The organism is Thauera sp. K11 (assembly GCF_002354895.1).
Lineage (GTDB): Bacteria > Pseudomonadota > Gammaproteobacteria > Burkholderiales > Rhodocyclaceae > Thauera > Thauera sinica.
In genome coordinates this window covers 237,902-251,424 of sequence record NZ_CP023439.1, presented here as the reverse complement: position 1 = coordinate 251,424, position 13,523 = coordinate 237,902, and the positions used below count along the sequence as shown (strand labels likewise).

Here is a 13,523-nt window from a genome sequence, read left to right as displayed (position 1 = left end):
AAGTTTCGTTGTTATGCGTCGCTGCGCCTGGCCCTGGGTTCGAGCCAGGCCCCCTTGAACTGCAGGTCGCGCGCCTTCTTCATGCCCTCGATGCCCTCGGCGCGCAGAATGTCCTCGAAGGTCCGCCCATCCGGCGCCTGGGCAAACCTGCCCATGCCCTTGGTGGTCGTGTCGATCGCGCGCCCGACCAGACGGCCGGCGGTGCGGCCCATGACGTCGGTCATCGCATCGATGCAGGCCTTGTTCAGCGTCACGCCGCCGCGCGGCAGCCGGGCGATGCGCTCGGCCAGGTCAGCAGCACGCGCGTCGAGCCGGTCCGCCGGCACCACGGCCAGCGCCAGGCCGATCTCCCTCGCGGTCTCCGCATCGATCAGCTCACCGGTGAGGATCAGGAACTTCGCCCACTGCGCCCCGATGACCGGCACCAGCTCGCTGGCGCCCGGCTGGCCGATGCGCCCCTCGATCAGGCCGAAGCGCGCATCGTCGGCGGCAACCACGAGATCGCACTGCACCAGCATGCCCAGGCCGGCACCGAGGCACAGCCCGTTCACCGCAGCGACCACCGGCTTGTGCAGCGCGCGGAAGCCGGCGTAGAAGCGCAGGATGTCCTCGTTGAACAGATGCTCGTCGAGCGGCGTCTCGGTCGGTGGAACGCCGGTGAGATCGCCGCCCGCGCAGAAGGCGCGGCCCTCTGCGCGCAACAGCACGGTGCCGACCTCGTCATCGCGATCCGCCCGGCACAATGCCGCCGCGATCTCCTCACGGCTCGACCCCGGCCCCATGCCCAACGCATTGAGCCTGTCGGGCCGGCTGAGCGTGATGCGTGCCACGCCCGCGCGGACCTCGTACCGGATGTGCTGGTATTCGCTGCTCATGGAACGTGACGGAAGATCATCTGGGCCACGCAGGCAGGCTTGGCGCTGCCCTCGACTTCGACGGTCAGTTCCATGACCGTCTGGATGTTCCCGCCGCCGACTTCCTCGCACGACAGGACTTTGGCGGCCAGACGCAGGTTGGAATCGACCGGGACGGTCGCGGGGAAACGGATCTTCTCGTAGCCGTAGTTGATCCCCATCTTGAAGCCCTTGAACGTGAATACGTCCCGGGACAGCACCCCCAGCATCGACAGCGTCAGCAGGCCATGGGCGATGGTCTTGCCATAAGGGCCGGTCTTCGCCCGCTCGACATCGACGTGGATCCACTGGTGATCGCCGGTCGCCTCGGCGAACTGGTTGATGCGCTCCTGGGTGATGCGCACCCAGGGGCCGTGTCCCAGATCCTGGCCGACGCGGGCCAGAATGCCTTCCTTGCCTTCGAGCACGACCATGGCTCAGCCTCCGAGGCTGAGGCCGGCGGCACGCACGCCGAAGACCTCGGTACCGAAACGCTTGCCGAGTTCCTCGGCCTTCCAGGGCTTGTTGCCGTTGGAGATCGTCCTGGCCTCCGTCCAGCCATGCATCCAGTAGATCTTGTCGCGGATCGCGCGGATCACCTGCCCCGACACGTAGCCCGCCTCCTCGCTGGCCAGCCAGGCGACGAGCGGCGAGCTGACCTTGGGGCCGAGCGGCTCCCACTCGTCCTCGGCGTATTGGTCCGCTTCCTTGAGCGCCTTGTCGCCCGCCGACAAGCGTGTCAGGCCACCCGGGCCAACCGCATTGACGGTCACGCCGATCGAGGCCAGTTCGACGCTGAGCGTGAGCGTGAGCCCCACGGTCGCGGCCTTCGCGGTCGCGTAGTTGGACTGGCCGAAGTTGCCGAGCAGGCCCGCGCCCGACGTGGTGTTGATGATCCGGCCGTAGACCTTGCCGCCCTCGGCCTTGGCGCGCTCGCGCCAGTAGCGGGCCGCCGCGCGGCAGGTAAGCCAGGTGCCGCGCAGATGGACGCGCATCACCAGGTCGAAATCGTCCGCGCCCATGTTCCAGATGGCCTTGTCGCGCACGATGCCGGCGTTGTTCACCAGGATGTCGAGCCTGCCGAAGCTGTCGATGGCACGCTGCACCATCGCCTCGACCTGCGCCTCGTCGCCGACGTCGCCGAAATCGGGCACCGCCTCACCGCCGCGGGCGCGGATGATCTCGCACACCTCTTCGGCGACGCGGCCCGAGCCCTCGCCCTTGGCGGAACCGCCGAGATCGTTGACCACGACCTTGGCGCCCTGTTTGGCCAGTTCCAGCGCATGACCGCGGCCGATGCCGTGGCCCGCCCCCGTCACCAGCGCAACCTTACCTTGCAGAATTCCAGACATTGCTCACCTATCGATTAGTAGTCCCAAACTTCGATGCGGCCCGACGCCGGTCACTGCAGCGTCACTCCGCTTCCCGATTCGACCCCTACGACCGCACGCAGCGCCCGCTTGTCGATCTTCATCATCGCCGTGAGCGGCAGCGCCTCCACGATCTCCAGACGATCCGGCGTTTTGTAGTCGGCCAGCCTTTCCCTGCACCAGGCGCGCAATGCATCCAGCGAGGGCGGGCGCGAGCGGTCCGCCGGCACCACGAAAGCGACACCGATCTCGCCGATGACGGGCGCCGGCATGCCCACGATGACCACCTGCCCGACGTCCGGATGCTCGGCGAGCACGCGCTCGACCTCGGTCGGATACACGTTGTAGCCGCCACGGATGTACATGTCGTCGCGGCGTCCGACGAGCACGAGGTTGCCGTCGTCATCGAAACGCCCCAGATCCCCGCTGCTGAACCAGCCGTCGGGCGCCAACACCGCCCGGGTGGCCTCTTCGTCGCGCCAGTAGCCACGCATGACCACCGGCGAGCGGACCTGCACGACGCCGATATCCCCGTCGGCCACCGGCACGCCCCGGTCATCGACGATGCGCAGCTCGACGCCGAGCTGAGGCAGCCCCACCGTATGGAACAGCGTCTCCGGGTCGTCGCCCGGCACCGTTCCGGTCATGGACGGCGACTCGGTCGACGCATAGCGCACGATGAGCGGGCAGCCGAGCGTCCGGGTAACGCGCTCGGCAAGATCCGCCGGCATCGGCGCCGTGGCCGACGCGGCGATGCGCAGAGTGGAAAAATCCGCCTCCCTCACCTCGGGCAAGGCCATCAGCTTCGCCCACTGGGTCGGCACCGCGCCCACCCAGGTGATCTTCTCCTCGGCGATCAGCCGCAGCATGTCGCGCGCATTCCAGGACGCGGGCGAAATCACGTTGGTCATCACGAAGGCGAGCTGCTCCCACAGCTTGGTCATGTAACCGGCGTGGGCGAACGGCGTGGACACCAGACGCCGGTCGAAGGGCGCGGCCATCGGCCCCGCCGTGAAGATGGCCGCTTCGAGATTGCGATGGTCGAACCACGCCCCCTTGGGCTGGCCGGTGGTACCGCTGGTCCAGACGATGATGGCCGGATCGCTGCCCCGGACGCGGGGCCTGCGCCGCCCCAACGGGGGCTGCCGGCACAGTTCCGGCAGCGCCGCGCGACGGATCACCAGCGGAACGTCCGCCGGCACGGCTGCGCTGTCTTCTGCGATCAACGCCTTCGCCCCGCTGCCTGCGATGATCCCACCGATCTCCTGCGGCCCCAGGCGGGTATTCACGCCACTGGCCACGGCGCCCAGCAATAGTGCTCCGGCACACGCGGTAGCGAATTCGATCGAAGAATCGAGCGCGATCAGCACCACGTCGCCCTGCCTCACGCCGTGGGCCTGCAGTGCGCCCGCCAGGCCATCAGCGTCGCGGTACCAGTCACTGAAGGACAGTCGCCGCGCCCCCTGGACATATGCCTCGCACGCAGGGAAACGCGCAGCCGCAGCCTCCATCACATCGGCGAAGGTTTCGAAGACCCCGTCGAGCGGCAGATCGCGGGCCGGCAGGGAGAGTCGCGGCGGCGTCATCGCGCGCTTCCGGGGCATTTTCGTTCAGCGCGTGACGTCGATGACGACGCGACCGCGAATCCGGCCGGCAAGGATCTCCTCGGCCAGTTCGGGCAGACGCGACATGGGTTCGACCCGCGTCATCCTGTCCAGCTTGCCCAGGTCGAGGTCACGCGCCAGGCGTGCCCACGCCGCCTGGCGCTTCCCGGCGGGGCCATGACGGAGTCCACCCCGAGCAGCGCCACGCTGCGCAGGATGTGCGGCAGCACGGTCCCCGGCAGGTCGGCGCCGCCAGCCAATCCGCAGGCCGCCACCGCGCCGCCGTAGACCGTCTGGCTGAGCACGTTGACCAGCGTGGCGCTACCCACCGAATCCACGGCGCCCGCCCAGCGTTCCTTCTGCAGGGGCGCGCCCTTCTGCTGGAGTTCGGCCCGGTCGATGAACGCGCTCGCACCCAGGTCCCGCAGGTAATCATGCGTGTCGGGCCGCCCGGTGGAAGCGGTGACCTTGTACCCGGCCTGGGACAGCAGGGCGATCGCCACCGACCCCACTCCGCCGGCGGCGCCGGTCACCAGCACCTCGTCGGCGCCGGGCTGGATCGCGCCCCAGCGTTCCAGCGCATCCACGCACAGCGCGGCCGTATAGCCCGCCGTGCCGATCGCCATGGCCTGCTCGAAGCTCAGCTTTTCCGGCAGCGGTACCAGCCATTCCGCCTTGACGCGCTGATAGCGCGTATACCCGCCGTTGTGCAACTCAGACAGGCCCCAGCCGTTGACGACCACCCGGTCGCCCTTCTTCCAGGCCGGGTTGCGCGACTCGACCACCGTGCCGGCGAGGTCGATGCCGCCGGTCAGCGGGGGCTTGCGCGCGATCTTCTGTTTGCCCGAGACCGCCAGGCCGTCCTTGTAGTTCAGGGTCGAGAACGCAACCTCGACCAGCACGTCCAGGTCCGGCAGCTCTGCCAGGTTCTGCTGCTTGAAGACGGCCTTCGGTTTGCCATCGACATCCTCGATGACCAGTGCGGTGAATGTTTCGGACATGGATCGAACCTCTCGCGGATAGGAAAAAACGTGGATCAGAGCGTCGCTTCACTGCCGAGGATGACCGTCGCCTGGCTCGACAGCGAGCCGCCGTTGCCGTGGCACAGCGCCAGTTCGACATCCTTGATCTGCCGCTCGCCGCAGACGCCCGACATCTGGCGCACCGCCTCCACCAGGGTGAACAGGCTGTACATGCCGGGATGCACGCAGGACAGGCCACCGCCGTTGGTATTCACCGGCAGTTCGCCGCCCGGTGCGATGCGCCCGCCCTGCACGAAGGCGCCACCTTCGCCCTTGGGGCAAAAACCCAGGTCTTCAAGGAACAGGATGGTGTTGATCGAGAACGCGTCGTAGAGCTGGACGAGGTCGATGTCCTTGGCGCCGACGCCGGCCTGGGCATAGGCGCGGGCACCCGAGCGCGCGGCGCCGGTCACGGTCAGATCGGGCATCGAGGCAATGTCGCGGTGAGTGGTCTCGGCCGCCGCGCCCAGCACGTAGGCAGGACGCTTGGCGTGGTCCTTGGCACGGTCGGCGCGGGTCATGACCACGGCGGCGGCGCCGTCGGTGACCAGGCAGCAGTCGCGCACACCGAGCGGGCTCGAGACCATCCGGGCCGCCATCACGTCCTCGATGGACAGTGGCCCTTTCATGAAGGCTTCGGGGTTGAGATTGGCCCAGGCGCGCGCCGACACCGCCACCTCGGCGAGCTGCTCGCGGGTGGTGCCGAACTGGTGCATGTGCCGTGCGGCCGCCAGTGCATAACTGCTCACCGCGAAGGCCGGCTTGTAGGGCGCTTCCCACCGCGTGTGGGCCGCCGCCGCAACGAGCTTGCCGGTCCGGCTGCGCTGGTTGCTGCCATAGGTGATCAGCGCCACATCGCACTCTCCGGCCTCCAGCGCCAGCGCCGCCGCGGCGACGTAGGTCAGAAAGGCGGAACCGCCGGTGCGGTTGTTGTCGGTGATGCGGGGGTGGATGCCGTAGTACTCGGCGAGGCTCAGGCCCGAGATCATGTCGTCGGGCAGGCACACGAACAGGCCGTCCACCTCCTCCAGTCCGATGCCGGCATCATCCAGTGCCAACAGGCCGGCCTGGGCCGCGAGATCGATCGACTCCAGTCCAGGCGCTTCACCGATACCGTAAGTGGCCGAGCCGACGATCGCCGTCTTGCCGCGCGGAAATCCAGTCATGTCGTTCTCCCTTTATTCCGCTGGTTCGAAGAAAAGCACGCCCTGGCCATCGACCTGCTCGATCTTGGCCTTGACGGCCATGCCGATGCGCACCGCTGTGGGCTCGATGCCGATCACGCGCGACATCAGGCGGGGACCCTCTTCCAGATCGACCAGCACGACGTTGTGGTTCGGCGCCGGCGGCTTCTGCGAGACGATGGTCACCGAGTACACCGTGCCGCGCCCGCTGGCCGGCACCCACTCGAGATCGCGATCACCCGTCCTGGGCGCAGCCAAGCGCGGATAGAAGAACGGGGCGCCGCCCTTGCGCGGCTTGAGCAGCATGAACTTCCCTTCGTCGAGGAAGGCCTGGTAGTCCGCTGCGGGACGCAGCGGGGGAATGGCGATATCTGTGGCAGCCATGGTTCAGTGCAGTCTCTGGTGAAAAATCAGTCGATGCCGAGCTGGGCGCGAACCGCGTCGGCGATGATCAGCGCGGTGTCCTCTTCGCGCGTACGCGGCATGAACATCCGGTTGTGTGTGATGGCGACCGCGAGCCGGGTCTTGGGATCAGCGAATCCGATCGAGTTGCCGGCGCCCGGGTGGCAGATCGCCCGAGAGTGTTTCGCAGCCGCGACCGGCGGTTGCTCGCCGCCCAGCCAGAACCCCGCGATGCCCAGCGGAAGCGGCATCCCGAACATCACCGGATCGGGTTCGTCGCTGGCCCGCCGCGGCGTGCTGAAGGTTGCGACCAGTTCCTCGGACAGCAGCCTCACCCCATCGAGCTCGCCGCCCTGTGCCAACATCGCCCAGAAGCGCGCGTTACTGCGTGCAGTGAAGATGCCGCCGACCCCGGCGATCTCGGCGCGGCGCACGTCCGGCCGCTCGAAGACCTCCGGGATCAGATCGACCTGCGGCGGCATGGATGCGGTATACAGCGGCGGCAGGTATTCCGGCGGAATCGGCGGTGCGGCATTGACCAGTTTGGCGACGCGATGCACCTGCTCGTCGGGCAGACCGATCCACAGATCCGGCGCATTCAGCGGCCCGGCGATCTCCTCACGGACGAAACGCCCCAGCGAGCGATGCTGCGGATCGGCGCGGCGCACGATTTCGCCGACGATCCAGCCGAAGGTCATCGACAGGTAGAGCGCCTTCTCCCCCGGCGGCGCAAGCGGAACAAGCTCGGCGATGTGCGTGGTCATCCAGTCCCAGTCACACATCAGCTCGGGCGTGACGCCCGCCGGCATCTGCGGCACGCCGGCGCGATGGGTCAGCACGTCGCGCACCGTGGTGCGCTCCTTGCCCTTCTGGGCATATTCGGACCAGTACTCGGCGACCGGGGCGTCGTAACGCACACGCCCGCGATCGACCAGCATGTGCAGCGCCGTGGCGGCCAGCGGCTTGGTCACGGAGAACATGTTGAACAGCGTATCGCCATCCACCTTGCGGCCCGTGCCGGGGTCGGCAAGGCCGCCCCAGACATCGACCACCAGTTCGCCATCGAGATAGGCGGCGACCTGCACGCCGATTTCGCGGCCCTGCTCGATCAGGCTGTCGATCGTGTCCTGCACGAGGGATGATGATTTGGACTGGGTCGGGCACATTTCCCTGAATTCCTCAAAGGCTTGGGCTTTCGGCGCACGGCAACTGCAGCGGCGCGGAAGCGGAGATGGCGATGGATGCATGGTAGGACGCCGTCCTTGTGGCGGTCTGTCCCTGCCGTTTGGTACAGCTGGCCCGGACCGCCACCCATCCGTCGATGTCCGTCAGACGACGCCTTCGGCGCGCAGCTTCGCAAATGCTTCGTCGTCCACACCCAGGGCCGCGAGCACCTCGTGGGTGTGTTCGCCCAGCAGCGGGCCGACCCAGCGCGTACGGCCCGGCGTGGCCGAGAGCTTGGGCACGATGCCGGGGAGGTCCACCGGTGTGGCGTCGGGGAGCGGGTGACGCTCGATCATGCCGCGCGCCCGATAGTGCGGATCGGCAGCGATGTCTGCGGCGGAGTAGACGCGCCCGACCGGCACCTGGGCGGCGTCGAGCGCGTCGAGTACTTCGTTCAGTGGCCGCGCCGCGCACCATGCGCCGATCACCTCGTCGAGCATGTCGTTTTGCTGCACGCGGCCGTCGTTGCGCGCCAGCGCCGGATCCTCGGCCAGGTCGTCACGGCCGATGGCCTGCATCAGGCGCCTGAAGATCGCGTCGCCGTTGCCGGCGATCGCCACGTACTCGCCGTCCCGGCAACGATAGGTATTGGTGGGCGAGATGCCCGGCATGCTCGATCCGCTGCGCTCGCGGACGAAGCCCGTGGCGCCGTATTCCGGGATCAGGCTCTCCATTACGGCGAAGACGGATTCGTACAGGGCTACGTCGATGTACTGGCCCTGCCCGCCGTTCGCCTTGAGGTGGTGCATCGCCACGAGGGCGCCGATCGTGCCGTAGAGGGAGGCCAGCGTGTCGCCGAGGCTCACCCCCGTGCGCACTGGCGGACGGTCCGGGTAGCCCGTCACGTGGCGCAGCCCGCCCATGCACTCGGCCACCGCGGCGAATCCGGGGCGGTCGCGGTACGGCCCCGTCTGGCCATACCCGGAGACACGCACCATGATCAGCTTCGGGTTCAGGGCCGACAGATCGGACCAGCCCAGGCCCCACTTCTCCAGCGTGCCGGGGCGGAAGTTCTCGATGACGATGTCGGCCGAAGCCGCGAGGCGACGCACGATCTCGCGGCCCTCCTCGCGCCGCATGTCCAGCGTGACCGACTTCTTGTTGCGGCTCTGGCAGTACCACCACAGGGACGTACCGTCCTTGTGCAGCTTGCGCCACTTGCGCAGCGGGTCGCCGTCGCCGGGCGGCTCGATCTTGATCACTTCCGCGCCGAACTGCGCCAGCAGCGCGGCGGCGTAAGGGCCGGCGATCAGCGAACCCATCTCTATTACTCGCACCCCGGCCAGGGGCAGGGTCCCGGCAGGCGCGGGAAGCTCGGCGTTGATTGCGCCCATTCTGCATCTCCATGTATACGGCGGCGACCTGCTTCGCAGGACGCGCCACGGGGAGAATGTGGCCGGTGGACGGCCCCGGCGTCAGTCCCCGTCCACCGTGACAGGCCATGGGCGGCGCCTGCGGCATCCGGGAAGATGTCTCTTTCCGGGGGGGCCGCGGAGCTGGCTCTATCTGAATAGTGCCCGCGTTCCGAACACCCGATGGGGGCCGAAGGTAAAGATCGAGCAGGCGCTCAAGCGCGCCGGCGCGAGCGGTGTGGCTACCGGCGCGACGCCGCTAGAATCGCGGCCGTGAGGCGCTCTCCCCTCACGGGAGAGAGAAGGCTCTTTGCTCATCAAAGGGTTGCAGGAATACTCACGGGAAAGGTCTTGAAAGGGCCGGCCCTTAGACCGTGAAGCGCGCAACCGTCGCACGCAAGGCGTTCGCGGCCCTGTCGAGTTCCTCCGACACGGCCGCGGCCTGTGTGCTGGCGGCGCAGTTCTCCTCGCTCATGCGGGCGATGGCCTCGACCCGCCGGGCGATGTCCTGGGTGGCGCGATCCTGTTCGGTGAGCGCCGCCGAGACGTCGTTCACCGCGGTTGCGACGAGGCCGGCGTTGTCGCGGATCAGGTGGATGCGCCCAGCGGTTTCCTCCGACAGCGCGCGCGTCCCGTCCGCGCGCGCCACCACCGCACTCACGTTGCCCACCGCACTGCGCACGGAGTTCTGCATGGCGTCCACCATCACCCCGATTTCCTGGGCAGAAGCGGCGGTACGCTCGGCCAGCTTGCGCACCTCGTCGGCCACCACCGCGAAACCGCGGCCCTGCTCGCCGGCGCGGGCGGCCTCGATGGCCGCATTGAGCGCCAGCAGATTGGTCTGATCGGCAACATCCTTGATCACGCCCAGAATGGCCGAGATGTTCTCCGACTCGCGGCCCAGGGCATCCACCGAGTCGCCCGCCTGGGTGATCTCGCGTGCCACCAGGTCGATCTCCCTTGCGGTCCTGGCGACGCTGTCGGCCCCCGAATTGGCGGCGCTGCGCGCCTGTTCGGAACGCTCCAGCACCTCCCGCGTATTGGTTGCGACATGGCTGATACCGGCAGTCATCTGCTCGACGGCCGCAGCGACCGCAGCGGCCGCTTCGTTCTGCGTGCCCGACGCATCGGCGACCTGCTGTGACACGTCGAAGACCTGGCGCACCGCCCGGCCCACGGCCTGGGCGTTGTCCATGACCTCCCGCAGGGACTGCTGCACGTGGTCGAGGAGCTGGTTGAAGGCGGCGGCAGCCTGGGCTGCTTCGTCCTGGCCCGAGACCGCGGCGCGCACGGTGAAGTCGTTGCTTCGCGCAACCCGCTGGATCGCGTTGCGGATCTCGTTGAGCGTATCGATCACGTTTCGTGTAACGGTCAGCCCCAGTACGCTGAGCAGCAACACCGCCACGGCGACGATGGCGAGCGTCGTCCGAACGGCACCGGTGACCGCCGTCGCCCTCCTGCCGCATCCGGTCGGCGGCCTCCGCGTTCAGTTGGCGCAGTTCCGCCAGGATCGGCATCATCCGGCTCACGGTGTCGTTCCAGAACTGGGTGCCCGTGGCAAAGGACGCGAAATCGTTCAGCACCGCCCCCCAGCTCACTGCCTTCGCCACCGCCTCCATGCGCTGGAACTGTTCCGCATCAGCGGACTGGTATTCGGGCCAGCTTGCCTTGACCTGATTCCACAGTTCCGCCTCGCGCGGCGTCTTGGGAAGCAGATCGTAGCGCTCGTAGGCTTCTTCAGCGGCGGCGCTTGCGTTCCTCGCCTGCTCCAGAAAATACGTGAAGCTGCCGTTCGCCTCCTCCAGGAATTGATGGTCCCCGGGCGCCACGTCGTACTGTTCGGGGCGAAAGGCAACCCCGTCCTGCATCGCCCGCGAAACCTCGAAGCGGGCGGTATGCAGGGTCGCGAGCGCACTGATCGCCGGCACGCTCCGGTCGCTGATGCCGTGCAGCGCATCGGCGACACGCTGAACGCCCAGCCACCCGCATACGCCGACGAGGACAAGCAACACGACCGAGCACAGGCCAAGGAGGTAGAGTTTGAATCGAACCGAAAGGCGGCGCACGTGTTCTCCTTTGAAAGGTGTCGGGGCAAACTGCCGGAGATCGGTGCTACCTGCCGTCATCCGCAATACGCGACCCTCATTCTGTTTGAATCACATCGCCCGCGGCGGCACGCCCTGCCCGCACTCCCCGTGCTCTGCTGCGGTGACAGCCGCATCGGCGATCCGGCAAGGGCATCCAAGGCCGGCTCGCCAGGAGACGAGCGCCAGATGGTGCCCGGCAGCGAATGTTCAACGCGATCCGTGGGCCCCAAACACATCCCACGACATGGGCGGCACGGTGTAGGCCACCGCGAACGTCGATGCAGCCTGATCGCGGGAGACGCCGAATTCGAGCCCCACGGCGGTCAGCGCGGCGACAAAAACCACCACGATCACGATTCGAAGCGGCTTCATCTTCCTCTTCATCTTGGACACCTCTTCCTTGACGCTCGAAGAGTGATACGGGCCTGCGGAGCAGTCGTCGTCACCTATCGATAGGCGTATGGATATCCCCGGCGCAGCGCGCCGGGTCATCCCCCCTGAGGCCGTGCTTCCCGGGCATCGAGTTCGCGCAATGCGGTCTTCAGTACCTTGCCGTAGTTGTTCTTCGGCAGCTCATCGACGAAGCGGTAGTGCTTGGGCCGCTTGAAGCGGGCGATGTGCTGCAGGCAATGGGCATCGAGCTCCCTCTCATCCACCACGCCGCGGCGAACCACGTAGGCCACTACCACTTCGCCCCACTCCGCATCGGGCCGGCCGATGACCGATACCTCGTGCACTGCGGGGTGGGTCAGCAAGGCTTCTTCCACCTCGCGCGGGTAAATATTCGTGCCGCCGCTGACCACCAGGTCCTTGCTGCGATCCAGCAGCGTCAGAAAACCGTCGGCATCGAGCACACCGACGTCAAGGTCTGCGCGTCTTCGTCCTTGCGCTCCTCGCGGTAGCATTCGTCGAACACGTAGTCGCAGATGAGCCGCGTGGCGTCGTCGGCGTCGGCCGCTGGGGTCAGGTAGAGCGTGTCCCCCTTGCGTACGGCCACCACCGGATACGCGTCGCGCTCGCCTTCGAGGCTGACGCCGAGTGTTTCGACCAGAACCAGTTCGGCGAGGCGCTCGGCCAACTCGGGCCAGTCTTCGGTGTGGAGGATCGGGCCGTGCCGGACGCGCACCTGGTCCGGTGTGAGGGTCCTGGCCAGGTGCATGAGCCAGTGTGCGGCGTGGAGGCGAGGCTCTTCCAACAGGAAGGTCTGACGGGCTTGGAGATAGACCTCTGCGGTGGGCTCATCGTCCCGGTCGCTTTCGATGCACCAGACGCCGACTTCCTGTAGTGCGGCGCGGGTTGCGATTCCATCGAGCGGATACCACTCCCTGTATCGATAGTATCCGGGGGGATTGCCTTCCCAGTTGCGGAACCATTCGCACAGTGCGAACGGGATGTCGTTGAGCAGGTCGGCATTCGACGAAGACAGGCAGGTCTCCGCATACAACTCGACGAATTCGCGGCCGGACAGGCTTTCCTTGGCCTCGATCAGGGCTTGCCGGTAGGCGCCGTCGATGGCGGCCTGGATGCGCCGGTGGTCGTCCTCCTCGTTGAGCAGGTACTGGCGGTCTGGCAGCCGGGCGATGATGTCGTCACGCAGCAGGATCACCTGATACGCGGAAGGATCGAAAGTGGGTACGCGCCCGATGGGCAATCCCTGGAGAAAGCAGCGCCAGTGTTTCGGTGAGCTGGACAGATCGAGCAGGACCCGGCCCATGGGCGTGTCCCGCCAGGGCAGGGAAGCGTCCGCCAGCGGGCGGGCGAGCTCGGTACCGTTGAAGGACACGCGAACCGGGAAGGCTTCGCACAGTCGTTCCAATCGCTGCCCGATCCATTCCGACAGGCCGAGGCCCGCTTGCGGGGACTGCACGCCGTCGAGCCGGATCTCGGTGCCGGTGAGCGGCGGCGCGTGGCGCACCTCGATGTCGTCGCCGCGGATGATGGCCGCGGTCGATGCACGGAAGGACTGACTGCCCGAATGCACGGACAGGCGCTCGGCGAAGTACAGCGTGGACAGTACGCCCAGGCCGAAGGCGTTCTCGCGCGCCTGCAATGCCGGGTCCCAGCCGGACTCGGCGATGTGGATCAGCGATTGCAGGTCGGCAATGCCGATGCCGTCGTCGCTGACGATGAGGGTGTTGCCATCGGCGATGACGTGGATGTGGCTGGCCTTGGCCCGTCGGGCGTTCTGCAGCAGTTCGCCGAGCATGGAATGCGGGGTGAAGGCGTGCCGCAGGTTGGCGATCAGCCGATGCTGATTGGTCTTGAGACGGATGAGACTCATGAAAAGCTCCTTGGAAAAGTGTCGGCGCCGGCAAGGCGCAGGAACGCGGAAACCCGCCGCATGGCGAGCGGAAGCGAGGCCACCGCAGCGGGGCGGCGGCGGGG

The 13,523-nt window shown here is 67.4% G+C and carries 12 protein-coding genes and 2 pseudogenes; all 14 read right to left on the bottom strand.

Annotation, left to right across the window (positions count from 1 at the left end; translation table 11 throughout):
* Nucleotides 1–11: 11 nt before the first annotated feature.
* The gene (locus tag CCZ27_RS01235; protein ID WP_096444994.1) at nt 12–875 is read right to left on the bottom strand and encodes an enoyl-CoA hydratase/isomerase family protein; all 864 of its coding nucleotides are present in this window, start codon (nt 873–875) and stop codon (nt 12–14) included.
* Nucleotides 872–1,327, bottom strand: coding sequence for a MaoC family dehydratase (locus tag CCZ27_RS01230; protein WP_096444993.1), 456 nt, complete (start codon nt 1,325–1,327; stop codon nt 872–874). The genes CCZ27_RS01235 and CCZ27_RS01230 overlap by 4 nt, the downstream gene beginning before the upstream one ends.
* Before the next feature lie 3 nt (nt 1,328–1,330).
* Nucleotides 1,331–2,245, bottom strand: a complete 915-nt coding sequence (locus CCZ27_RS01225) for an SDR family NAD(P)-dependent oxidoreductase (protein ID WP_096444992.1) — start codon at nt 2,243–2,245, stop codon at nt 1,331–1,333.
* A gap of 50 nt (nt 2,246–2,295) precedes the next feature.
* Complete coding sequence (locus CCZ27_RS01220; protein WP_096452043.1) at nt 2,296–3,849, bottom strand: class I adenylate-forming enzyme family protein; 1,554 nt, start codon at nt 3,847–3,849, stop codon at nt 2,296–2,298.
* Between the two features lie 119 nt (nt 3,850–3,968).
* The gene (locus CCZ27_RS01215; protein ID WP_232516520.1) at nt 3,969–4,868 is read right to left on the bottom strand and encodes an MDR family oxidoreductase; all 900 of its coding nucleotides are present in this window, start codon (nt 4,866–4,868) and stop codon (nt 3,969–3,971) included.
* Nucleotides 4,869–4,903: 35 nt separating this feature from the next.
* Nucleotides 4,904–6,055 carry a thiolase family protein gene (locus CCZ27_RS01210; protein WP_096444991.1) on the bottom strand — a complete coding sequence of 384 codons (1,152 nt, stop codon included), beginning with the start codon at nt 6,053–6,055 and terminating at the stop codon, nt 4,904–4,906.
* A 12-nt stretch (nt 6,056–6,067) separates the two neighbouring features.
* The gene (locus tag CCZ27_RS01205) at nt 6,068–6,457 is read right to left on the bottom strand and encodes a Zn-ribbon domain-containing OB-fold protein (protein ID WP_096444990.1); all 390 of its coding nucleotides are present in this window, start codon (nt 6,455–6,457) and stop codon (nt 6,068–6,070) included.
* A 26-nt stretch (nt 6,458–6,483) separates the two neighbouring features.
* Nucleotides 6,484–7,641: a serine hydrolase domain-containing protein gene (locus CCZ27_RS01200; RefSeq protein WP_096444989.1), complete on the bottom strand. Its 1,158-nt coding sequence runs from the start codon at nt 7,639–7,641 to the stop codon at nt 6,484–6,486.
* 162 nt (nt 7,642–7,803) lie between these two features.
* Nucleotides 7,804–9,033: a CaiB/BaiF CoA transferase family protein gene (locus tag CCZ27_RS01195; protein WP_096444988.1), complete on the bottom strand. Its 1,230-nt coding sequence runs from the start codon at nt 9,031–9,033 to the stop codon at nt 7,804–7,806.
* 385 nt (nt 9,034–9,418) lie between these two features.
* Nucleotides 9,419–10,123: a methyl-accepting chemotaxis protein gene (locus CCZ27_RS01190; RefSeq protein ID WP_443081562.1), complete on the bottom strand. Its 705-nt coding sequence runs from the start codon at nt 10,121–10,123 to the stop codon at nt 9,419–9,421.
* A gap of 198 nt (nt 10,124–10,321) precedes the next feature.
* Nucleotides 10,322–10,408, bottom strand: a pseudogene (locus CCZ27_RS24680) (hypothetical protein); the annotation flags it as partial.
* Nucleotides 10,409–10,724: 316 nt separating this feature from the next.
* Nucleotides 10,725–11,177, bottom strand: a pseudogene (locus CCZ27_RS24675) (Tar ligand binding domain-containing protein); the annotation flags it as partial.
* A 449-nt stretch (nt 11,178–11,626) separates the two neighbouring features.
* Nucleotides 11,627–11,992, bottom strand: coding sequence for a class I adenylate-forming enzyme family protein (locus CCZ27_RS01180; RefSeq protein WP_232516517.1), 366 nt, complete (start codon nt 11,990–11,992; stop codon nt 11,627–11,629).
* Nucleotides 11,968–13,419 carry an ATP-binding protein gene (locus CCZ27_RS01175; protein ID WP_096444985.1) on the bottom strand — a complete coding sequence of 484 codons (1,452 nt, stop codon included), beginning with the start codon at nt 13,417–13,419 and terminating at the stop codon, nt 11,968–11,970. Before CCZ27_RS01175 ends, CCZ27_RS01180 begins: the two co-directional genes overlap by 25 nt.
* Nucleotides 13,420–13,523 lie beyond the last annotated feature (104 nt).